This window comes from Snuella sedimenti (genome assembly GCF_016428595.1).
Taxonomy (GTDB): domain Bacteria; phylum Bacteroidota; class Bacteroidia; order Flavobacteriales; family Flavobacteriaceae; genus Snuella; species Snuella sedimenti.
The window spans coordinates 113,912-136,816 of sequence record NZ_JAELVQ010000005.1 but is presented as its reverse complement, the minus strand read 5'-3'; the positions used below and the strand labels follow the sequence as shown (position 1 = coordinate 136,816).

Genomic DNA, 22,905 nt, shown 5'->3' with positions numbered 1-22,905 from the left:
AATTATTTCTCGGACAGTTAAACAACAGGACAGTGACAAGTACTATAAGCGATTTAAAACCTACGACCACCGGTAACGATGCTATATGCCACCTTGAGCGGCGTAAGCTCATTACGTGAACTATCAACTGTTTTGCTTGCTTGTGAAGGCAGAATAGGACATTTAAACTTGAAGCATTTCCCAAAGCGAAGCACCTTGTCCGATGCCAACAGGAATAGAAGTAGTTCTGTTTTTGGGAGTGTCTATTATGCCCTTTATAACATGTATGCTTCTTTTTTATCGGACAGCAGTCCACTTTCTTTGCCCGTAAAGCATTTAAAGATTGTCGATTCTACCACAATAAGCCTGTTCAGTGATATTTTAAAGGGAGTTGGGCGTAATCCCATCAACGGCAAAAAGAAAGGGGGCATTAAGATGCACACCATGATCAATGCCTTGGATGATGTGCCATGTCTTGTCCGTTTTAGTAGTGCAGCTACGCACGATCATACCTTTTTAAAAGAACTGAACTTAGAAAAAGGTTCTTTTGTGGTATTTGATAAGGCCTATAATGATTACCTACAATACTTGCAATGGACCCAGGATGACATCTATTTTGTAACCAGACAAAAGGATAATGCCGTCTATACGAGCATAGAAGAGTTCGAACTGTCCGAAACCACAAGTGATGCCGTATTAAAAGATGAACGTATTCATGTCCAAAACAAAGGCAAAACCATTGAACTAAGACGCATTGCATATTGGGATAGCCAAAAAGCAAAGGTGTATGAGTTTATCAGCAATCATTTTGAACTAGAACCCGACAAGATCGCTGCTATTTACAAACATCGATGGCAGATAGAGACGATGTTTAAAAGATTAAAACAGAACTTTCCACTCAAATACTTCTTGGGTGACAACCAAAATGCCATAGAATTACAGATTTGGTGTGGACTTATCATTCAGCTATTGATGCTGGTAATACAACGTAAAACAAAACGAAAATGGGCATACTCAAATATGGTCTCTATGGTGAGGTTCCACCTTATGACCTACATTGACCTATTCAAATTCCTTGAAAACCCTGAAAAACAATGGAAACAACTAACGACCAAACCTCCCGACAAACAACTCGCTTTGTTTTAATGACCCCCTTGCTATTGGAGAATACTGTATAGTAAACGCTTTTATTGGAAGAAATTGACCTTTCTCGATAAATCCGTATTTTAGTCGGACACTAATGATTGAAAATACTAAAAGTAAGAGGCTGTCATAGATTTTCTGACAGCCTCTTTTATTGAACTCATCTTGACATTTTCCATTTCCTGAAAAGTTGTGAATAAGTTATTTATTTTTTCATGAAATAGATTTTATTTTTCTAATCAATATTTATAGATTTATAACCATATATAAGGTTGTATAATATGGTTATAAAAGACTATTACTCAGTATCTGAAGCTGCTGAAATCCTTGGGAAAAATCCTGAAACCTTAAGAAGGTGGGATAATGACGGCAAATTAGAAGCAGTTAGAGAGCCTATCAGTAATTATCGAGTTTACAAAAAAGAACAACTGGAAATGTTTCCAGAATTCAAATCCTATTTTAACAAAATTGACAAAGGAAATTTTGAAGCTCCTCTTAAGAATTATCATGTCCTTGAACTTTTTGCAGGAGCTGGAGGTCTTGCCATAGGATTGGAGCAAGCAGGCATAAATTGCACCGCTCTTAATGAAATTGACAAATGGGCCTGTAAAACCCTTAGAACCAATAGACCACAATGGCATGTTATTGAAAATGACATTAAAGAAGTTAATTTCTCCAAATACAAAGGACATGTTGATGTTGTTACAGGAGGCTTTCCCTGTCAAGCATTTAGTTATGCGGGTAAAAAATTAGGACTCGAAGATGCTCGAGGCACCTTATTCTATGAATTTGCAAGAGTTGTTCAAGAAACCATGCCCCAAATTTGTATCGGAGAAAACGTTCGCGGCCTTTTAAATCATGATGGAGGCAAAACACTTAAAGGGATGATATCCATTTTAGATGAAATCGGCTATAATGTTGTCTCTCCTGTAAGAGTATTAAAAGCCATAAACTATAATGTTCCCCAAAAACGTGAGCGTTTAATTTTAGTAGCCGTTAGGAAAGATATTCATATCGAATACCAATACCCAAAACCTTTTTCCGAAATATATACACTAAAAGATGCTTTGAAAAAAGGGGCTTTATTCCCTACAAACGTACCTAAATCTGGTGGTGCAAAATACCCCAATCACAAAAAGGCAGTGTTAGACTTAGTTCCTCCAAAGGGCTATTGGCGGGATTTACCGATTGACATTCAAAAAGAATATATGCAGAAAAGCTTTTATTTAGGTGGAGGCAAAACAGGAATGGCTAGACGCATAGGGTGGGACGAACCTTGCTTAACATTAACCTGTAGCCCGGCCCAAAAACAAACTGAACGCTGTCACCCAGACGAAACCAGGCCTTTTACCGTTCGTGAATATGCCAGGATACAAACATTCCCTGATGATTGGATCTTTGAAGGCTCTATTTCTCAGCAATATAAACAAATAGGTAACGCCGTTCCGGTAAATCTAGCAAAGGAAATTGGATTTTCTATCGTAAGTTTTTTAAATAAATGTTATGTTGCCGAATTAGAAACGCAGCCTAAACTTAAAGACAATGAGCTCGTTAATTGACAACAACTAAATTTTACTAAACCCTGAATAATAAAAATAATTATCGAATGTAATTTCATCCAAGATTGTTCTTTTATTGTTCTTTGCGCTGTCTTTTAACTCTGTTGTTAAGAAATTGGTCTGTTCTGATTCCTCTTTCACAGTCTTCAAAAAGTCATTTATAGCCAATGGCAAAGCATTGTATAGTTCATAAAAAGCCTTTTTATTACCCGTTAGCAAAGCGTAAAATTGATCACCTGAAATTTTATAAACTCGACTATGACTATATTCTTTTCCATTAATTATAGAAAACCACTTTTCATTAAAGCTTTTGGTGGCTAAAATTTGCACCCAATAACATTGTGCTTCCTTATAATCATTAGCATATCGAGCTAGTTTTTGAAATAAGCTTTCAGCAGAACTACTGTTCATTGTATTGTGTTTGTTCTTTATATCTGCAAACAGTGTATTGTCATTAGCCTTTATATCAAACCCATCCATAATGCCATTTTCATACCCATTAATCCCTCCTAATATTTGTTCATGAAAAGTCCCAATCGCATTATTTACGGACTTATCTATTTGACGGGAAATTTCCAGTTTAATTAATTCTTCTTCACTTAGATTATTAAAACTTGAATCAAAAATAAGCTTTATGGTATCTACTTTATTTGCATAAAATTTCTTCTTTGTAAAATTTGACTTTGCCCGCATATAGGCATTATATAAATTTTCAATACATTGTAACAAATGTACATCAGAAACAAAACTCACATACTTGTTTTCCGATTGATTGGAATTATTCATATTTTGTGCCATATATGTCGTACGAAGATAATAAAATAAAAGTTCCACGTTTTAATGAGGCCTCAGGGTTTTACACTACCAAAAAACGCTCAAAAATCATGAGCAAAATTAGGAGCAAAAACACCAAACCAGAACTTCTATTTAGAAAAACTTTATGGGCAAAAGGCATTCGTTATCGTGTAGACAGTAAACAACTTCCCGGACGACCAGATATATCCATTAAAAAATATAAACTAGCCATTTTTATTGACGGTGAATTTTGGCATGGTTACAATTGGAGTGAACGTAAAAAAACGATCAAGAAAAATCGAGAATTTTGGATTCCGAAAATAGAACGCAACCTACAACGTGATAAAGAGGTTAATCTCCAACTTTATGAAATGGGCTTCTCGGTATTTAGATTTTGGGCTAACGAAATCAAAACAGATTTAAATCGTTGTGTTAATGACGTGCTTGTTTACATATCGACTGGGACTACCAACTAGCCCTTGGCTATAAGATTAGTAGAATTATAACTGTTAAAAACCTAACTTATCTTAAAGTATTTTCTTGTTTGGTTTTTTTCAATGAAAAATATTAAACGATACTAAACAACAAGTTATCTATTTTTACATGCAATCAATTTGATTATAAACCTCCTACCTGAAATATCTTAACCAAACAACCGATTAAGATTATGTACAAGTATATGAAACGAGCATTAAGAAATTTAAAAATTACTTTACAAAAGGAAATGTTTAAAATTTTTAATGAGAGAACGAGTGTAAGGAGTGGTTACACACGTTCTTAATTTTATAATTACAATAAAATCAATTAATTACTAAAATTTAAACGTGTGAAACATTGTTAAAATCAAAGTAGTATAAATTCATAAAAAAGAACCTCATAAATTAAACAAATGCATTACCTATTAAAACTTTCATGTATCGTAATAACGGTCTTTACGCTTCAAAACTGCACTCAAGTAGAGAGCAAAGCCATTCCCATTGACAACAATTCTATTGGGGTTAAAATAGAAACCGATGGCAACCCTAAAGACATCTTAATTACACCCTTTGCTGGACCAGACATTGTTCCCAGCCCTGCTTGCTTGGCCGTCGCACCTTCAGGAGAAGTTTACGTTGGTGTTGATATGATGGGATCTCTTGGAAAAGAACCTGGAAAAGGAAGTATTATAAAACTGATCGATAAAGATAACGATGGTAAAGCAGATTTATATTCTGAGTATGCCAAAGTTGATAACCCAAGAGGCATTATCGCTTTAGGTGACCAGCTTTTTGTACTTCACACAACGTTTTCAAAGGAAACGGGTATAGCTACAGGCATGGATCTCGTTGTTTTTGAGGATAAAGATCATGATGATATTGCTGATGGACCTTCTAAACCAATTATCGAAAATATTTGCTCTCCTACATATATTGTCAAGAGAGGCACCGATCATGCGACTAATGGCATTCGAATGGGGATTGACGGATGGATTTACATTGCGGTAGGTGATTTTGGTTTTCATAATGCTACAGACCGTACTGGAAAAAAAATGACCATGCTTGGTGGTGGTGTTGTTAGAGTTAGACCAGACGGTACCGAAATGGAGATCTACACACACGGACTGAGAAATATTTATGATGTCGCTATAGATCCGTATATGAACATATACACCAGAGGGAACACCAACGATGGAGGGGGTTGGAATGTACGATTTGCCCATCACATCCAATCTGGAGAGTATGGCTATCCTGTTTTATTCAAACATTTTACCAATGAAATCATTCCTGCTCTTGTAGATGTTGGTGGAGGTTCTGGCACAGGTGCTCTTTTTATGGATGATAATAGATGGCCAGAGCAGTATAACCATGTTCCAATGATGGCCGACTGGGGAAGAAACCAACTATTTATCCATCGTGTTTCACCAGACGGTGCAAGTTTTAAGCAAACAGAAGAAGCATTTGTTAAGTTAGCCCAAATTACCGATCTGGACATCGATGCTTCTGGGCGTTTATATATGAGTGCTTGGGATGGTGCTGGATATTCTGGAAACCCAGATAAAGGCTTTGTAACAAGAGCTGTACCTAAAAACTGGGAACACAAAGCTTTTCCTAATCTTAAGAAACTATCTGTAAAAGAATTGGCAAGATTGCTTAAAGAACGATCGGCTACTGTTAGATTGTACGCCCAACAAGAGTTAATTACCAGATCCGCAAAAAAAGCAGCAGCAGCAGCTTGGGATATTGCTTCTAATAAAGAGCTTCCTTTAGATAGCAGAGTTGCTGCGATATTCGCTTATGCTCAAATTAACTATAAAGGAACACTTGAAAATTTAATAGAACTAAGTCAAGATAAAACAGTAAAAGAGTTTACCTTAAGAGCTATAACGGATCGTAAATCAAGATTAAAGGAAGTACCAGTAAACGTATTTGTCGATGCATTAAAAGATCCTTCAGATCGGGTTAAAGCAGCTGCGATTGTTGGGCTAGGTCGTATAGGTAACCCCAAAACAGCAAATGCGCTGTTGCAAATTCCTGTTCCTGCTAACGCTACTGTACCTGCCAAAGGAACCGAAGGCCCTCATGCGACCCCTAACAGTGCTATTATCCCAGCACATTTAGCAGTAAAGGCCTTGGTTAATATGAATGCTATAGATGCTTGTTTACAAGCTGTTAAAAATGAAGCATCCGCTTTAGGAATCTGGGCATTGAAGTACATGCATGATACACGTACAATAGATGGGCTCATTGAAGCCTATAATGCTTCAGAAAACGAACCTTTTAAAAAAGAAATCCTTACTACATTATCCAGATTATATAAAAAAGAAGCGCCTTATGACGGTTCTTGGTGGTGGAGTACTCGCCCTGACACACATGGCCCTTATTATAAAGGTATAACATGGGAGGGATCTCCAAAAATTGAAGCTTTCTTAACCAAAGTTTGGCAGCAAACTAATGATAGCGAAAAAGGCTTTTTTGCAGACTTAAACGAAAAACATCGTATGGGAATTGCTGTTTTTGGTGGCGAAAAAGAAACTATAGCCAAAGAAGAAACCAAAGTTGATCTCGAAAAAATAAAAAACAAGAAAGGACAAATAGGCAAAACATCTATCGAAGACGTCATGATTGCCATTTCCAAAATTAAAGGAGACCCTGCTAAGGGCGAAAAACTATTTACCCAACAAGGTTGTGTTGCTTGCCATAGTATTAAAAAAGGAGAGGCTTTAAAAGGACCATTTATGGGGCAAATTGGCTCCATTATGACGCGTGAGCAAATTGCTGAATCTATATTAAAACCAAACGCATCCATTTCACAAGGGTTTGCAACTGTAATGGTACATACCAAAGATGAAAAAAGCTACGCAGGGTTTGTAACTTCTGAGACTCCAGACAAATTGGTAATGCGTAATATCGCTGGCCAGGAGTTTACAATAAAAACCAGTGATATTGCCAGTCGGGATGAATTAGAAACATCAATGATGCCTGCTGGATTAGCCAATGCACTTTCCTTCGAAGAATTTGCCTCTCTGGTAACTTACTTATCTAAACAGAAAAAGTAATAGTATAATATATTCATATAAAAAATCCCCAGTTGTATGACAGCCGGGGATTTTTTATATATTCCAATGCCAAGAGAAACCTAACAAATTATTCAACCATATCTTCCTCAAAGTACCACCACAAACTGGAGTCAATAATCGATTTCATTTTAATGATATCAACACCTTCTTTTAAAAATACTGTAATATTTTCATTGGCCCTATTCTGTCCCACTGTTTCACGTATTTCTATAAAATCTATCTCGTCAAACCTCGCTAAATGCCTTTTAATTTTCTCATCTAATGACTCCTCTCCTAAGAAAATTTTAATGGTTTGCTGATTTGGGGAATTTCTAATTTCAGATCTAAAAGGGACGTTCATATGCTTAATTGTTTAGAAAGAATAATTATTTACATGCTATTAAATTAATTAATTATTTCCATAAAATCAATAAAAAAGCCCTTCCTGTTTCCAGAAAGGGCTTTAAATTTTTAAAGAAATTATTTCTTAAGCCTCAAACGGCTCGATAGAAACATAAGACTTGTTATCTTTTTTCTTTGTAAACTTTACAACGCCATCAACTTTAGCGTGTAATGTATGATCTTTTCCTGCATATACATTCTCGCCTGGGTGATGTGTATTACCTCTTTGTCTAACGATAATGTTTCCAGCTATTGCAGCCTGACCTCCAAAAATCTTAACACCTAAGCGTTTCGATTCTGATTCTCTACCGTTTTTCGAACTTCCGACTCCTTTTTTATGTGCCATTTTATTTCGATTTTAGATTTTAATTTAACTTAAAGCAGCTATTAAATCGGCCTTCTTCATAGAAGAAATTCCTTCAATACCTTTAGCTTTTGCCATCTCTTTCAATTCAGCAACTGTTAACTTGCTTAAATCTTGAGAAGCTTCTGCCTTAGGAGCTTCAACTTTAGGCTCTGCTTTCTTAGCTTCTTTTGCTGGGGCAGCTTTCTTAGCTCCAGAAGCAGCTATACTTTCAATTACAATTTCTGTTAAGGCTTGACGGTGACCGTTTTTAACGCGGTAACCCTTGCGTCTTTTCTTTTTGAAAACTATAACTTTATCACCTTTTAGGTGCTTTAAGACTTTTGCTCCTACCTGAGCTCCGTCTATAGCTGGGGCGCCTACAGTTACATTGTCACCATCTGCTACAAGAAGAACATTATCGAAAGCTACTTGCTTTCCTTCTTCTGTTTGTAAACGGTTAACAAAAACTTTTTGGTCTTTTACAACTTTAAATTGTTGCCCTGCTATCTCTACAATTGCGTACATAGCGTAACGTTTTATTAATTAATTTTGTTCAAAAAATGAGTGCAAATATACTGCTAATTAATTAAACTACAAACGTTTTATTCATTTTGAAGACATATTTCCGCTATTCTTAAGGAGCTGCATTACAGCAAGTGTTGCAACAACAGTAGTTGCAAAGCCCATAACAGCTACTATAAAGGTTACCATCCCTATATCTGTATTAAAACCACCGTGAATGGTTTTAAACAATTGTCCCAAAAAACCAACATTAATTTCTGTGGCATAAAACAAAAAGAAAATGGTAAAAAACAACGTTGCAATAAAGCCTGTAACCAAACCTGTTTTAAAACCTTCTCCATAAGAAAAAGCTTCTGGATGCTGCAACTTTGTTATACGAACTGCTTCGTATATCCCAAAGGTGGTGATAACTGCATTAAAAAAACTAAATACAGGATTAATATGCTTATTGAATAGTGCTAGAATTAAAAAATATGCAATTAAGATGGCACTAGTTACAAGACCAAATCGAACGGTTAATGATAATTTTTTCATCTTTACACAATTTGATTCTCTTAAATTTCGTAAAAATTTATGTATTAAAATAATTTTAGCATTATTAATTTGCTCAAAAAAACATTTTAAAAGTAAATTTTTTGAAATTACAAAGTCAAAGGTATTTTTTGACAAGAAAACCTTGAACAACTAAAAGTTTAATTTTTAGCACAATAAACAGCAATATTTTCTAATTTTGCATAGTACAAATACACTCAAAATGAAAACAATAAAAAATATTATCGCTGTTATGCTTGTTGCTTTATGTTTTATAAGCTGTAAGAATGAGACAAAGCCAGAAGTTAAAACAGTAACTATTGAGCCTACTGAAACTGTTAAGGCCTTAGACCCAAATGCGACTTATGCTAAAGCGGAATTTACCATAGATGGCATGACCTGCGCTATAGGATGTGCCAAAACCATTGAAAAAAAGATATCTAAAATGGAAGGCGTAAAGGGAGCCACTGTAGACTTTGACAGAAAGCTAGCTATGGTAGAATATAATGACGCTAAAGTAACGCCTGTATTGCTTGAAGAAACAGTAACTAAAGTTTCTGACACCTATAAGGTCAGCAATATGAAAACCGTTGAAACCTTTTCAACTGAAAACATAAATTAGTTACGTTTTCTAGCAAGTACTTGCTTACTAAAAATAATAAAGTGCCTTACTTATGTTAGTAAGAAAGGTACTTTTTCAATTTTAACGGAAACCCCGACGCAGAACGTCGAAGAATTCTTTTTGATTAACTCATTTTTCTTTTTTGAATTGCGCTACGGTGCTGGATTAGGGATTACCGCATGCACAGCATTAATCTGATCTAATATTGCATCACTTAAGGTAATATCTATACTAGCTATATTTTCCTTTAGTTGTTCTAAATTTGTGGCACCAATAATATTACTTGTTACAAATGGTTGCTGGGTAACAAAAGCCAATGCCATCTGTGCTAAGGTCATCTGGTTGGTTTCTGCTATTTTTAAATAAAGCTTTGTAGCTTCTGTCGCCTGTTCACTGCTGTACCTTGCAAATCTAGGAAACAGCTTAAGCCTTGCATTTTCTGCTGCCGTGCCCTTGATGTATTTTCCAGACAGCACCCCAAAAGCCATGGGGGAATAGGCTAACAAGCCTATATTTTCACGTATTGAAACTTCTGCTAAATCACCTTCAAAAACCCTATTTATTAAGGAATATGCATTCTGAATGGTGCACATTCTAGGTAAACCATGCTTTTTCGATTCTTCCAAATAGCGCATCGTCCCCCATGAACTTTCATTGGAAACACCTATATGTCGAATCTTACCTGTTTTTATATTTTCTTGAAGCGCATGAAGTATTGTGTTGAAATTATCTTTCCAAACCTCATCTTTATTGTATTTAAAATCCCTGACCCCAAACCTATTGGTATCGCGTTCTGGCCAATGTAACTGATATAAATCTATATAATCGGTTTGCAATCGTTTTAACTCAGCGTTTATAGCTTCATCTATAGCTGCTTTACTAAAACCAGTCGTACGAATGTGCGCAGTATAATCACCTGTTCCTGCAATCTTAGATGCTAAAACCACTTTGCCCCTGTTTCCCGTCTTTTTTAGCCAAGTTCCAATTATTTTACTTGTTCGACCTTGTGTTTCTACAGAGGCAGGAACGGGATACAATTCGGCTGTATCTATAAAGTTTATACCTTGCTCAAACGCATAATCTAATTGCGCATGACCTTCGGCTTCTGTATTTTGGTTTCCCCAAGTCATCGAACCCAAACATATTTTACTAACTTTTATATTGGTGTTGGGTAGTGTTGTATATTTCACACGTTTATTTTTATAAGTTAATTATATTTTTTTGATAAACCCTAAAGATAAAAAACCTTTCAGAGATTTATAATCTCCAAAAGGCTTTATATCTATTATCTTTATTAAATTCCAATTAAGCACATAACTCCACCTAACCTGTTTAGACAACCAGTCAATGGACAAAGTGCCTTAGTTTTAATTCTCGTTCAACAATTTTGATAACTCATCCAATTTAGGTGTTAAAATCACCTCAATACGTCTATTTTTGGCTTTACCTTCAGGTGTATCGTTTGTAGCAATAGGTGCAAACTCACCACGTCCAGCTGCTGTAAGGTTTTCAGGGTTAATAGCTGTATTCTCTCTTAAAATATTTACAATTGCTGTAGCACGCTTGGTAGATAGATCCCAGTTACCATCCAATTGCCCACTTCCTTTATAAGGTACATTATCGGTATGGCCTTCTATTAAAATGGCAATATCTGGATTTACGGCCAATACACTACCTAATTGTTCAACAGCTTTTCTTCCTTCTGTTCCAACAGCCCAACTACCAGAACCAAACAACAGTTTGTTTTCCATAGACACGTATACTTTTCCGTCCCGTTGTTCCACGGTCAACCCTTTGCCTTCAAAATCGGTCAGCGCTCTTGAAACAGCATTTTTTAGCTGTGTCATAGCTGCATCTTTTGCTGCAATAACATTTTCTAATTCGGCTACGCGATTAGATCGCTCTTCTAGCTCTCGTTTAAGTTTTTCTAAACGTTCATTCTCTGCTGCTAAAGCATCTTCTTTAGCTTCTAGTTGTGCCAAAAGCTCTCTATTCCTTTGTGAATTTTTAGCAATAGCGGCCGAACTGTTTTTTTCTAAAGCATCATAAGAAGCCTTCAAATTATCATAATTAGCCTTAGTTGCAGTGTAATCGCTTAACAACCTGTCACGCTCTGCAACCGTCTCATCATAGGCTTCTTTAAGTTGTTTAAACTCATATTCGGCAGCATTTTTAGCATCTAAAAGCGCATTGTTATCTCTAGAAAGCTTTCTGTTTTCTTTCTTTAAGTTTTCGTATTTCCCTTCTAACTCCTTATAAACTTTTGGGGATACACATGAAGCCAAAAGCATCAATGTGATTACTGATAATGAAATGTTCTTGATCATTTTTATTGGGTTCTATTTATTGTTAATATCAATTTAAGAGGTTTCACTTTCAATGTTTACCAAAATAGGGCAGTGATCGCTATGCACCGCTTCTGAAAGTATAACGGCTCGTTTTATTTTTTCTTGTAAAGGTTGTGCGACCATAGCGTAATCTAATCGCCAACCTTTATTATTGGCTCGTGCATTAGCACGGTAACTCCACCAACTGTACTGTTGCTTTTCCTTATTTAAATATCGGAATGAATCTATAAATCCGCTATCAATAAAATCACCTATCCACTCACGTTCAACAGGCAAAAAACCAGAGACCTTGCTTAGTCCTTTTGGGTTATGAATGTCGATCTCTTCGTGACAAATATTATAATCGCCACAGATAATAAGATTGGGGACGTCCTTTTTCAGTTCATTTATATAGTCCTGAAAAAGAGCCATGTATTCTAATTTATGATCCAAACGTGCATCATTGGTCCCTGATGGCAAATACAGGCTCATTACCGAAATACCATTAAAATCGGCACGGATATTTCGCCCTTCGAAGTCCATCGACTCAATACCTGTACCGTATTCAACATGGTCTGGTTCTACTTTACTCAAAATAGCAACACCACTATATCCCTTTTTTTGAGCACTAAACCAGTAATTGTACTTATAACCAAGTTCTGTAAAAACATTTAAATCCAATTGTTCTTTTAATGCCTTTATTTCCTGTAAACATACAACATCGGGGTTAGCGCTTTTAAGCCAATCCAAAAAACCTTTATTAATTGCTGCCCGAATACCATTTACATTATACGATATAATATTCATTATTATTTGTTACTTTTTAAATTACTAACTTTCAATTCGTTTGATGTCATTCTTTATGAAAAAATCAAATTTTAGCTAAATTAAATAATGCCTTACTTTTACACTATTATTTTTCATTCGATTTAACTAAAACTATCAACAAAATATTTTATGCTAATTACAGTTTAAGTATCTAATGAGATATCTCGTATTTTCACTTATTTTTTTGTTGGCTCATTGTATAACCGCTCAAGAACTAACCTCTAATTACGTTACTAAAAAAGTAGCTGTAAAAGACACCGTACTTATTGATAGTGTTAGTATCAATCCAAATACTTTTTCGGTTACAAGAAAAAATCATACCACAATCGATTCAAGTTACTATAAAATTAATTTTCCCAAAGCTTTTTTAACATTTATCAAACCTATAGATACCGACACCATTATTATTAGTTATCTCAAATTTCCTGATTTTTTAACGAAAACCTATAAGCAATTAGACGAATCTGTTATTCTAAAAAACAATAAAAATGCACAAACATTATATAAACTAACACAACCTAATACATCTAATACGTTTACACCTTTTGATGGCTTAACAACTTCTGGAAGTATTTCTAGGGGCGTTACAATTGGCAATAATCAAAATTCTGTTCTAAACAGCGAACTCGATCTTCAAATTACAGGAAAACTAAATGACAAAGTTACATTGAGAGCCTCTATTCAAGATGCCAACATACCGCTTCAAGAAAGTGGATACTCACAGCGTTTGGACGAATTCGACCAAGTTTTTATTGAGCTATTCAGTGACAAATGGAATATTCGTGCTGGCGATATAGACCTACAAAACAAAGACTCTTATTTTGCTAACTTTTCTAAGCGTGTTCAAGGCTTATCGGTTCAAGCTCATCTTGACAACGAAACAACTGAAACATATTTATTTGCTGCCGGTGCTTTGGTTCGCGGACAATTTACAAGAAGTCAATTTACAGCACAAGAAGGCAATCAAGGCCCTTATAAACTTCAAGGGCAAAATGGGGAACTTTTTGTTCTTGTCGTTTCGGGAAGTGAAACAGTATATGTTAACGGCGTAGCTGTTAAGCGTGGTGAAGACCAAGATTATATTATAGATTACAATGCGGGTGAGATTACATTTAATGCTACATTCCCCATAACATCTGAAATGCGCATAACGGTCGATTATCAATTTAGTGAACGAAACTATTCTCGCCTGGTAGCTTATGGCGGGGGAAGAATTAAAAGTAAAAAATTAGACATAGGTGTTTCGGTATATTCTGAAAACGATGCTAAAAATCAGCCCTTACAACAAAACCTTTCTGAAGACCAAGTACAAATATTATCGAATGCCGGTGATGACAAAAGTTTAATGGTAGGATCTTCTGAAGTGTTAGAATCCCAAAATGAAAACAGAATTCTTTACAAAAAAGAATTCATTAATGGTGCTGAGGCTTTTGTGTTCTCTAACAGTCCAGACGATACATTATACCGCGTAACCTTTACACAAGTAGGCCAAAACCAAGGCGACTATGTTCTAAAGAACAGTAATACAATTGACAATATTTATGAATACATAAACCCTATTGCCGGAGTTTCACAAGGCAACTATGCTCCAATAATACAACTTATTGCTCCAGTAAAATTACAAATAGCTGTTATTAATGGTCGCTACCAACCTTCTAAAAAAACCATGATCCATTTTGAAGCAGCAGGGAGTAAAAACGACCTGAACCTATTTTCCAATCTCGATGACAACAATAATGATGGTTTTGCCGGAAAACTAAAAATAAGCCAAACACTTATAAAAAATGATAGTCTTTGGAGTTTAGAGGCTTTTGCTGACACTGATTATATCCATAAACAGTTTAAAACCATTGAGCGTTTATATAATGCTGAATTTTCTCGTGATTGGAATATTAAAACCCCATTAGGAAATCAGCACCTCTTTATTACCGGTCTTAATCTAAACCACCCCAGAAAGGGACTTGTTAATTATCAGTTAGAACATTTAGAGTATTCTGAAAACTTTAATGGCAACAGACACGTTTCCAATATTGACCTCCTATTAAACAAATTTCATCTTTTTTCCCATTCCAGTTTTCTAAATGCTAAATCACATATAAACACCTCTACATTTTTACGATCTTATAATACAATAACCTATGGGATGCAAAAAAGCTGGTTGGGCACTAGAATTGCCGTAGAACACAACGAGCAAAAAGACAAAAACACAGATATTTTAACACCTTTAAGCCAAAAATTTAAGTCTTACCAACTCTTTATGGGTTTTGGAGACAGCACCAAGATATTTGCTGAAATAGGCTATAAACACAGAATAAATGATAGCATTAGGAACAATAAACTAACAAAGGTAAATACCTCTAACACCTACTATTTAAAGTCTAAATTGATCCAAAACACCAACACATCGCTTTCTCTATACGCCAATTACCGAACACTTAACAAGGAAGACCAAAATTTGGATAACGAACAATCAATAAATTCTAGGCTAAAGTACAATCAAAAGCTATTCAAACAACTTATTCAATGGAACACCATTTTTGAAACCAATTCTGGCACCCTACCACAACAGGACTTCACTTATATTGAAGTAGAACCAGGCCAAGGCTCTTATACATGGATTGATTATAACAACAATGGGATTCAGGAACTTGAAGAGTTTGAATTGGCAAAATTTCAGGATGAAGGCAAATACATTCGTGTGTTATTACCCAATCGTGTTTATGTAAAAACCCATCAAAACCGATTGAGCCAAACATTAACCATCAATCCCACACAATGGTCTGTTGCAACAGATAACTCTAAAAAATTCTGGTCGCATTTTTACAACCAAACCAGTTATTTGATTGACCGTAAGATGAAGCGCGATGGCAACAACTTCAATCTAAATCCATTCGACACAGATATTAATAACCAATTGGGATTACAATTAAACTTTAAAAATGTTTTGTTTTTTAATCGGGGAAAACAGCATTACACAAGCTCATACACCTTCCTTTCCAATTCATCAAAGAACACCTTATCCATTGGTTTCATTTCTAACAGTTTAAAAAGCCACCAACTTAACTTTAACCACAAGTTTGCTGAAAGCTGGCTAGTAAATTTGCTAACTGCCTTTGAAGTCAATGAAAGTATTAGTGAAAACTTTCCAAGCAAAAATTATAATTTTGATGAAACACGTTTTAACCCTAAATTATCTTATTTGTTTGGCGACACTTCCAGTTTTAGTATTTTTTACCAACTAGCCACAAAAGACAATACCATTGGAAGCCAAGAGTCTCTGAGTCAACAAAAATATGGCCTTTCTTTTAGTTTTTCCAACAGGCAAAAGGGCGCCATTAATGGCGAATTCAATTATTTCTCAAATACTTTTAATGGCAGCTCAAATACCCCTATATCGTACCAAATGCTAGAAGGTTTGCAATCTGGAAAAAACTTTACGTGGAGCTTATTGGCTCAAAAAAAACTCACTAACTTTTTGGACCTTAACCTAAGTTACTTTGGCAGAAAAACAGAAACCAGTAAAACCATACATACCGGATCTGTTCAACTAAAGGCCTATTTTTAAAATGTTGAACGGTCCACTTTATCTAGTACGGAAATAATAACCTTAACAGCTTCTATATAGAATGCTGGTTGTATGTTTTCATAGTCATCTGTTGGTTCGTGATAATCCTCATGATCGACCACTCCAAAGTACAGGAAGGGAATACCTTTTCTATGAAACCAAGCATGATCGGAAGAATAAATCCAATTTTCGCCTCTTTTAGTACCATCATAGCCAACACTTAGCTTTATTTTGTTAACTGAGACCGCATTTCTAATGATATGTTCCAATGATTTATTATACCGAGAACCAACAACAAACAACTCCTTATTATCACTTCTGCTAATCATATCCATATTAATATTCACCTTTATTTTATTTAAAGGCACAAAGGGATGATGCACAAAATGCTTAGATCCTTGAAGTTCTAATTCTTCAGCATCAAATGCTGCTAGGATAATTGAATGTTTCGGCGGATTATTTTTTAAATATTCAGCAATGCTAAACAGTGCTCCCACGCCAGATGCATTATCGTCGGCTCCATTGTAAATGTTGCCTCGCTTAATTCCCTCATGGTCATAATGCGCACTAATTACAATATACTTATCGGGAAATACACTCCCTTTAATCTTTCCTAAAATATTTACCCCGTCAAACACCTTCTTTCCTTTTACAAACGAAAACGGCTGTTCGTAAGTCTCTTTTATTGGCAATACTTTTAAGGTATGGAATTGGTTGATTATATATTCCTTTGTCTTCATCGCACCTTTAGTTCCTGTACGGCGTCCTTCGAAAGCATCAGATGACAAGGTCTTTACATGCTGTAAGAGCAAGGCTTCATTAAACAACAAACCATTATCTTTTGATATGTTTTGACCAAAAACATCAACAACAGAGCATAAACAAGCAACAAGTATTACAATTATAGGCTTGTACATATTAGTTTTAAATTTACAATCAAATCTAACTAAAAAACCCAAGCATAAGCTTGGGTTTTAGATATTATTAAGAAAATTGTATTTCTAAAACAACTATTTTAAAGAAGCCTTCATAAGCTCTCTATTCATACGGGCGATATTATCCAAAGAAATACCTTTAGGACATTCTACCTCACATGCGCCTGTATTGGTACAGTTTCCAAAACCTTCCAAATCCATTTGTGCAACCATATTTTTGACACGATCTACAGCTTCAACTTGACCCTGTGGCAATAGGGCATATTGGGACACCTTAGCTCCTACAAATAACATCGCTGATGAGTTTTTACAAGTAGCTACACAGGCACCACAACCAATACAAGTAGCTGCATCCATAGCCTCATCGGCAGCATGCTTAGAAATAGGAATGGCATTAGCATCTTGGGTATTTCCAGATGTATTTACAGAAATATACCCCCCCGCTTGTTGGATACGTTCAAAAGACGATCTATCGACAACTAAATCCTTAATTACCGGAAAGGCTGCCGCCCTAAATGGCTCAATGGTAATGGTATCACCATCTTTAAACATACGCATATGCAGCTGACAGGTTGTTACCCCTCGATCAGGCCCGTGTGCCTCTCCGTTTATATACATAGAACACATCCCACAAATACCTTCACGACAATCGTGATCGAATGCCACAGGCTCTTCTCCTGCATTTACCAATTGCTCATTAAGAACATCCATCATTTCTAAAAAAGACATATGTTCTGAAATATCGGTGACTTTATAATCGACCATTTGACCCTTTGACTGTGAGTCTTTTTGTCTCCAAATTTTAAGTGTTAGATTCATAATTATAAGTTTTGAGCGATTAGTGATAAGCGAAAAGAGGACTTAGTTCTTTTCTTCTAATTTTTTAATTAGTGTATTCAGCATTTTGCTAATTTCGATGATTAAATTTTCGATTTCTCCACTATCACTTATATAATTTAATTCTTTAGTTATTATTACTTGTGTTTCTAATTCAAACAGAGAACCTCTTGAAGTTCTTAAAAATTGAATATAATTTTTTCGAGATAACCTTCCTCAACCTTCAGCTATATTTGACGGAATAGAAACCGAAGCTCTTCTCATTTGACTTGTTAAAACAAATTTTTCGCTTTCAGGAAAATTAGACGTTAGTTTATAAATCTCTTTAACTAAAATCATAGATTTCTGCCAAACAATTAATTCTTTATACGATTTTAATGTTGGCATATCCCTTTTCGCTCTTCGCTAATTACTTATAGCTCCTCTGCTTTAACTCGATATCTTTAAACTCTAATGCTTCCTTATGTAAAACAGCATCGGCTGGCTCACCTTTATATTCCCAAGCGGCAACAAACGCAAAGTCTTTATCATTTCGCTTAGCTTCACCTTTTTGTTCGCCTTCTAATTCTACTGATTCTTCCCTAAAGTGGCCGCCACAAGATTCTTCGCGCATTAAAGCATCTTTAGCAAACAACTCTCCTAACTCCAAAAAGTCGGCTACACGCCCTGCTTTTTCCAATTCAGGATTCATTTCATTTGCAGACCCAGGAACTTTCACTTCTTTCCAGAACGCTTCACGAATGGCTTTAATTTCTGCCATAGCTTCTTTTAAACCTTTTTCGTTACGAGCCATCCCTACTTTATCCCACATCACTTTTCCTAAACGCTTATGGAAATAATCAACAGACTTGGTTCCATTATTATTAATAAAGAAGTCTATTCTATCCTTTACTTCTTTTTCTGCCTCATCAAACTCAGGTGTATCCGTTGGAATCTTTCCTGTTCGTATATCGTTAGCTAAATAATCACCAATTGTGTAAGGCAACACAAAATAACCATCAGCCAAACCTTGCATTAATGCTGACGCTCCCAATCGGTTAGCACCATGGTCTGAGAAGTTTGCTTCACCAATACAGTAGCATCCTGGAATAGTTGTCATTAAGTTATAATCTACCCAAACCCCACCCATGGTATAGTGTGTCGCTGGATAAATCATCATTGGCATTTTGTATGGATTCTCGTCTACAATCTTCTCATACATTTGGAATAAATTCCCGTATTTAGCCTCAACTATTTTCTCTCCTAATTCTGTAATTTTTTCTTTTGAAGGATTCTGGATATTTTGAATTTTGGCTTGTTCTTTTCCATAACGCTCAATTGCTGAGGCAAAATCTAAATACACTGCTTCTCCAGTGGCGTTTACACCATAGCCAGCATCGCAACGCTCTTTCGCAGCTCTTGAAGCCACATCGCGAGGCACCAAGTTACCAAAAGCAGGGTATCGACGCTCTAAGTAATAATCGCGCTCATCTTCAGACAAATCGGTTGGCTTTTTACGACCTTCACGAATTGCCAAAACATCCTCCATATTTTTAGGCACCCAAATACGTCCATCGTTACGTAACGACTCAGACATCAACGTTAATTTAGATTGATAATCTCCAGAACGCGGAATGCATGTTGGGTGAATTTGTGTATAACATGGGTTTGCAAAATAAGCACCTTTTTTATGTATCTTCCAAGCTGCAGTCGCATTAGACCCCATGGCGTTAGTTGACAAGAAATAGACATTTCCATATCCTCCTGAAGCAACTACTACAGCATGAGCCGAATGTCGCTCTATCTCACCTGTGACCAAGTTTCTGGCAATAATCCCTCTTGCTTTTCCATCAACCTTTACAACATCAAGCATTTCGTGACGGTTAAACATTTCAATTTTTCCACGTGCTATTTGGCGGTTCATTGCCGAATAAGCTCCCAACAATAGTTGTTGCCCGGTTTGCCCTTTAGCATAAAAAGTTCTCGACACCAAAACCCCTCCAAACGAACGGTTATCTAACAGGCCTCCATAATCACGTGCAAAAGGTACGCCTTGAGCAACACACTGATCTATAATATTAGCAGACACCTCTGCCAAACGGTATACGTTTGCTTCACGAGAGCGATAATCCCCTCCTTTTACAGTATCATAGAACAACCTATATGTTGAATCCCCATCTCCCTGGTAATTTTTAGCAGCATTAATTCCTCCTTGTGCCGCAATGGAATGTGCACGACGAGGCGAATCTTGATAGGCAAATGCTTTTACATTATAGCCCAACTCTGCTAAAGTAGCAGCAGCCGAACCACCCGCTAATCCAGTACCAACAACAATAACATCTATATGACGCTTGTTGGCAGGGTTTACTAAGTTTATTTTATTTTTATAATCTGTCCATTTATCTTTAATTGGACCTTGTGGTACTCTTGAATCTAAAGCCATAATATACTAAGATTAATGGTGATTAAGATGATGGAAAACAGCAATAATAATAAACCCTACAGGTATTATTATTGAATAAGCCTTTCCAATATTCTGTAATGTTTTCTTTCTCCCAGCCGTAGCTCCCATCGATTGGAATGCCGATGTAAATCCGTGAAATAAGTGCAGTGCTAAAAACACAAACGCTAAAGCATAAGCCGCTACTCGTATCGGGCTTACAAACTTACCCTGTAGCTCATGAAAATACCTATAACCTTCAACGCCTTCATGTACACCAGACCAATCCCCCTTAATAAACTTGGTGTTTATTTCTGGAAACCAAAAATCAATAAAGTGCAATACAATAAATGCCAGAATAGCCAGACCACTCCAAATCATATTCCTACTCATCCATGACGAATTAGCCGCACCATTGTTTTTAGCATAAGAAATTTTTCTTGCACTTTTGTTTTTAAGCTCTAGCACAAATCCCATAACAAAATGGAAAACAACACCAAATATCAGCACAGGTTGCAAAACAAATTGAATCAACCAATTGGTTCCCATAAAGTGAGATACTTCATTAAAAAGCTCTGCACTAAAAACAGATAAAGAATTAATCACAAAATGCTGCAATAAAAAAAACATTAGGAAAAAAGCAGAAAGCGCCATAGCGACTTTTCTTCCTATCGAAGATTTAAAAAATCCACTCATTTTTTACATAGTTAGTTTATACTGACGCAAATGTAATGAGCAAGCATAATTATAACAAGTTTTACACGCTCTTTTATTATGTATTTAGAATGGTTTTAAAAAAGAACATTTTACTTATAACTAAACCACTACGGATTGAAAATCCACAACCCCAGATATGCCATAATATTGCCTGCCTAAACAGTACGAATTGACCTTTGCTAATTGTTAAAAAGACAATAGTTCTTTACCATGGTATAATTAACCATTGACAAACACCTTGCACCCAGCTTCTGGACTCCAGATTCATATTCTATAAACGAATATGATTTAGGGTTTTCGCTTGATTATTAATAACTCAACACAAAGACATATTAAAAATTCTCCCATTCCCCCTTTCCCAACAACCATTAACCATTAACCAAATAAAAATATATCGATTCTCTTTTTTATTGCCTGATACATATTATGTAATTTTGAAAAATTTTGAATCAGGAATACTTCCTGTTCAACAACTCTTCTTTCAAGAAAACTAAAGATGAAAGTGACATTACTCATATTAAAATTTAAAAAAATAGAACAATGAAGTACCACAAAATAGACAATAGCCTATTTATAAAAAACAGGAAAGGCTTTACAAGCAATATGAAACCCAACAGCCTAGCTGTTTTTAACTCTAATGACATTTACCCTATTAGTGCAGATAGCACGATGCCTTTTCAGCAACATCGCGATATCTTCTATTTAAGCGGTATAGATCAAGAAGAAAGCATTTTGGTTCTATTCCCCGATTGTCCAAAGGAAAAGCACCGCGAAATATTATTCCTAAAAGAAACAAACGAACATATAGCCATATGGGAAGGTGAAAAACTAACTAAGGAAAGAGCATTCGAAATCAGCGGCGTCAAAACAGTATATTGGTTACAGGACATGGAAAAAATCATGTTTGAAATCATGACACAGTGCGACACAGTATACATCAACACTAACGAACATTATCGCGCCAACGTTGAAACTGAAACTCGAGAAGACCGCTTTACTAAGTGGCTAAAGGACAAATATCCTGCACATGCAGTAGCAAAAAGCAACCCTATTTTGCAACGTTTACGCTCTGTCAAAGATCCAATAGAGATAGCCTTAATTCAAGAAGCCTGTGATATTACCGAAAAAGGATTTCGCCGTATTCTTAACTTTTTAAAACCTGGTGTTTGGGAATATGAAATTGAGGCCGAATTTATGCACGAGTTTTTAAGAAACCGATCCAAAGGTTTTGCCTATACACCTATTATTGCTTCTGGAAACAACGCCAATGTTTTGCACTACGTAGACAACAATCAACAATGTAAGGCAGGCGACTTACTATTATTAGATACTGCTGCAGAATACGCAAACTATTCTAGCGACATGACTCGTACCATCCCGGTTTCTGGTCGTTTTACCAATAGACAAAAAGATGTTTACAATGCTGTAAACAGAATCAAGAATGAAGTTACCAAGCTACTTATACCCGGAACAGATTGGGGAGAATACCACGCAGAGGTTGGCAAAATGATGACTTCGGAATTACTTGGGCTTGGACTCTTGGACAAAGCCGATGTACAAAATGAAAATCCAGACTGGCCAGCTTATAAAAAATATTTTATGCATGGTACATCGCATCACATGGGACTAGACACGCACGATTATGGCATTTTAACCGACCCTATGCAAGCAAACATGGTATTTACGGTAGAGCCAGCCATCTATATACCCGACGAAGGTTTCGGAATCCGTTTAGAAGACGATGTTGTTATTCAAGAAAATGGCGAACCTTTTAATTTAATGCGAAACATCCCTATTGAAATTGAAGAGATAGAGGACATCATGAATTCTTAACATTAAAAAA

General features: G+C 35.9%; 19 protein-coding genes and 1 pseudogene. 7 read left to right on the top strand and 13 right to left on the bottom strand.

The window, feature by feature from the left end; translation table 11 throughout:
• Positions 1-78: 78 nt before the first annotated feature.
• Positions 79-1,125 carry an IS4 family transposase gene (locus JF259_RS05920; protein WP_233164132.1) on the top strand — a complete coding sequence of 349 codons (1,047 nt, stop codon included), beginning with the start codon at positions 79-81 and terminating at the stop codon, positions 1,123-1,125.
• Between the two features lie 278 nt (positions 1,126-1,403).
• Positions 1,404-2,681 (top strand): DNA (cytosine-5-)-methyltransferase, encoded by a 1,278-nt coding sequence (dcm, locus tag JF259_RS05915; RefSeq protein ID WP_199114386.1) that lies wholly within the window; start codon positions 1,404-1,406, stop codon positions 2,679-2,681.
• Between the two features lie 6 nt (positions 2,682-2,687).
• Here dcm and JF259_RS05910 read toward each other — a convergent pair whose 3' ends face one another.
• Positions 2,688-3,467 carry an Eco47II family restriction endonuclease gene (locus JF259_RS05910; RefSeq protein WP_199114385.1) on the bottom strand — a complete coding sequence of 260 codons (780 nt, stop codon included), beginning with the start codon at positions 3,465-3,467 and terminating at the stop codon, positions 2,688-2,690.
• Positions 3,468-3,481: 14 nt separating this feature from the next.
• On the opposite strand from JF259_RS05910, the gene JF259_RS05905 reads away from it, so the two are divergent.
• Positions 3,482-3,952 (top strand): very short patch repair endonuclease, encoded by a 471-nt coding sequence (locus JF259_RS05905; RefSeq protein ID WP_199114384.1) that lies wholly within the window; start codon positions 3,482-3,484, stop codon positions 3,950-3,952.
• Positions 3,953-4,365: 413 nt separating this feature from the next.
• Positions 4,366-7,011 carry a DUF7133 domain-containing protein gene (locus JF259_RS05900; RefSeq protein ID WP_199114383.1) on the top strand — a complete coding sequence of 882 codons (2,646 nt, stop codon included), beginning with the start codon at positions 4,366-4,368 and terminating at the stop codon, positions 7,009-7,011.
• 88 nt (positions 7,012-7,099) lie between these two features.
• Here the strand turns inward: JF259_RS05900 and JF259_RS05895 are convergent, their stop codons facing one another.
• The 4 genes from JF259_RS05895 to JF259_RS05880 form a co-directional block, all read right to left on the bottom strand.
• A complete protein-coding gene (locus JF259_RS05895; protein ID WP_199114382.1) occupies positions 7,100-7,372 on the bottom strand; it encodes a hypothetical protein in 273 nt (90 codons plus the stop codon).
• A gap of 126 nt (positions 7,373-7,498) precedes the next feature.
• Positions 7,499-7,759, bottom strand: coding sequence for a 50S ribosomal protein L27 (rpmA, locus tag JF259_RS05890; RefSeq protein ID WP_199114381.1), 261 nt, complete (start codon positions 7,757-7,759; stop codon positions 7,499-7,501).
• Positions 7,760-7,783: 24 nt separating this feature from the next.
• Positions 7,784-8,284: a 50S ribosomal protein L21 gene (rplU, locus tag JF259_RS05885; RefSeq protein WP_199114380.1), complete on the bottom strand. Its 501-nt coding sequence runs from the start codon at positions 8,282-8,284 to the stop codon at positions 7,784-7,786.
• Between the two features lie 81 nt (positions 8,285-8,365).
• Positions 8,366-8,815, bottom strand: coding sequence for a DUF4199 family protein (locus JF259_RS05880; RefSeq protein ID WP_199114379.1), 450 nt, complete (start codon positions 8,813-8,815; stop codon positions 8,366-8,368).
• Positions 8,816-9,035: 220 nt separating this feature from the next.
• Here JF259_RS05880 and JF259_RS05875 point away from each other — a divergent pair, with 220 nt between their 5' ends.
• Complete coding sequence (locus JF259_RS05875; protein ID WP_199114378.1) at positions 9,036-9,434, top strand: heavy-metal-associated domain-containing protein; 399 nt, start codon at positions 9,036-9,038, stop codon at positions 9,432-9,434.
• A gap of 152 nt (positions 9,435-9,586) precedes the next feature.
• On the opposite strand, the gene JF259_RS05870 is transcribed toward JF259_RS05875, so the two are convergent.
• The 3 genes from JF259_RS05870 to JF259_RS05860 all read right to left on the bottom strand — a co-directional run bounded on the left by JF259_RS05870 (position 9,587) and on the right by JF259_RS05860 (position 12,568).
• Complete coding sequence (locus JF259_RS05870) at positions 9,587-10,624, bottom strand: NADP(H)-dependent aldo-keto reductase (protein ID WP_199114377.1); 1,038 nt, start codon at positions 10,622-10,624, stop codon at positions 9,587-9,589.
• A gap of 177 nt (positions 10,625-10,801) precedes the next feature.
• A complete protein-coding gene (locus JF259_RS05865; RefSeq protein ID WP_199114376.1) occupies positions 10,802-11,761 on the bottom strand; it encodes an OmpA/MotB family protein in 960 nt (319 codons plus the stop codon).
• 33 nt (positions 11,762-11,794) lie between these two features.
• Positions 11,795-12,568 carry an exodeoxyribonuclease III gene (locus tag JF259_RS05860; RefSeq protein ID WP_199114375.1) on the bottom strand — a complete coding sequence of 258 codons (774 nt, stop codon included), beginning with the start codon at positions 12,566-12,568 and terminating at the stop codon, positions 11,795-11,797.
• A gap of 175 nt (positions 12,569-12,743) precedes the next feature.
• Here JF259_RS05860 and JF259_RS05855 point away from each other — a divergent pair, with 175 nt between their 5' ends.
• Complete coding sequence (locus JF259_RS05855; RefSeq protein ID WP_199114374.1) at positions 12,744-16,154, top strand: hypothetical protein; 3,411 nt, start codon at positions 12,744-12,746, stop codon at positions 16,152-16,154.
• On the opposite strand, the gene JF259_RS05850 is transcribed toward JF259_RS05855, so the two are convergent.
• The 5 genes and pseudogenes from JF259_RS05850 to JF259_RS05830 all read right to left on the bottom strand — a co-directional run bounded on the left by JF259_RS05850 (position 16,151) and on the right by JF259_RS05830 (position 21,041).
• Positions 16,151-17,071, bottom strand: coding sequence for a M28 family peptidase (locus tag JF259_RS05850; protein ID WP_199114373.1), 921 nt, complete (start codon positions 17,069-17,071; stop codon positions 16,151-16,153). The two genes, JF259_RS05855 and JF259_RS05850, sit on opposite strands and share 4 nt — an antisense overlap.
• A 93-nt stretch (positions 17,072-17,164) precedes the next feature.
• A complete protein-coding gene (locus tag JF259_RS05845) occupies positions 17,165-17,908 on the bottom strand; it encodes a succinate dehydrogenase/fumarate reductase iron-sulfur subunit (RefSeq protein WP_199114372.1) in 744 nt (247 codons plus the stop codon).
• A 42-nt stretch (positions 17,909-17,950) separates the two neighbouring features.
• Positions 17,951-18,313 (bottom strand): annotated as a pseudogene (locus JF259_RS05840) (four helix bundle protein).
• 22 nt (positions 18,314-18,335) lie between these two features.
• Positions 18,336-20,348 carry a fumarate reductase/succinate dehydrogenase flavoprotein subunit gene (locus JF259_RS05835; RefSeq protein ID WP_199114371.1) on the bottom strand — a complete coding sequence of 671 codons (2,013 nt, stop codon included), beginning with the start codon at positions 20,346-20,348 and terminating at the stop codon, positions 18,336-18,338.
• A 12-nt stretch (positions 20,349-20,360) separates the two neighbouring features.
• Positions 20,361-21,041 carry a succinate dehydrogenase cytochrome b subunit gene (locus tag JF259_RS05830; RefSeq protein ID WP_199114370.1) on the bottom strand — a complete coding sequence of 227 codons (681 nt, stop codon included), beginning with the start codon at positions 21,039-21,041 and terminating at the stop codon, positions 20,361-20,363.
• A gap of 561 nt (positions 21,042-21,602) precedes the next feature.
• Between JF259_RS05830 and JF259_RS05825 the strand changes: the two genes are divergently transcribed.
• The gene (locus tag JF259_RS05825) at positions 21,603-22,895 is read left to right on the top strand and encodes an aminopeptidase P family protein (protein WP_199114369.1); all 1,293 of its coding nucleotides are present in this window, start codon (positions 21,603-21,605) and stop codon (positions 22,893-22,895) included.
• The last annotated feature ends 10 nt before the right edge of the window (positions 22,896-22,905 follow it).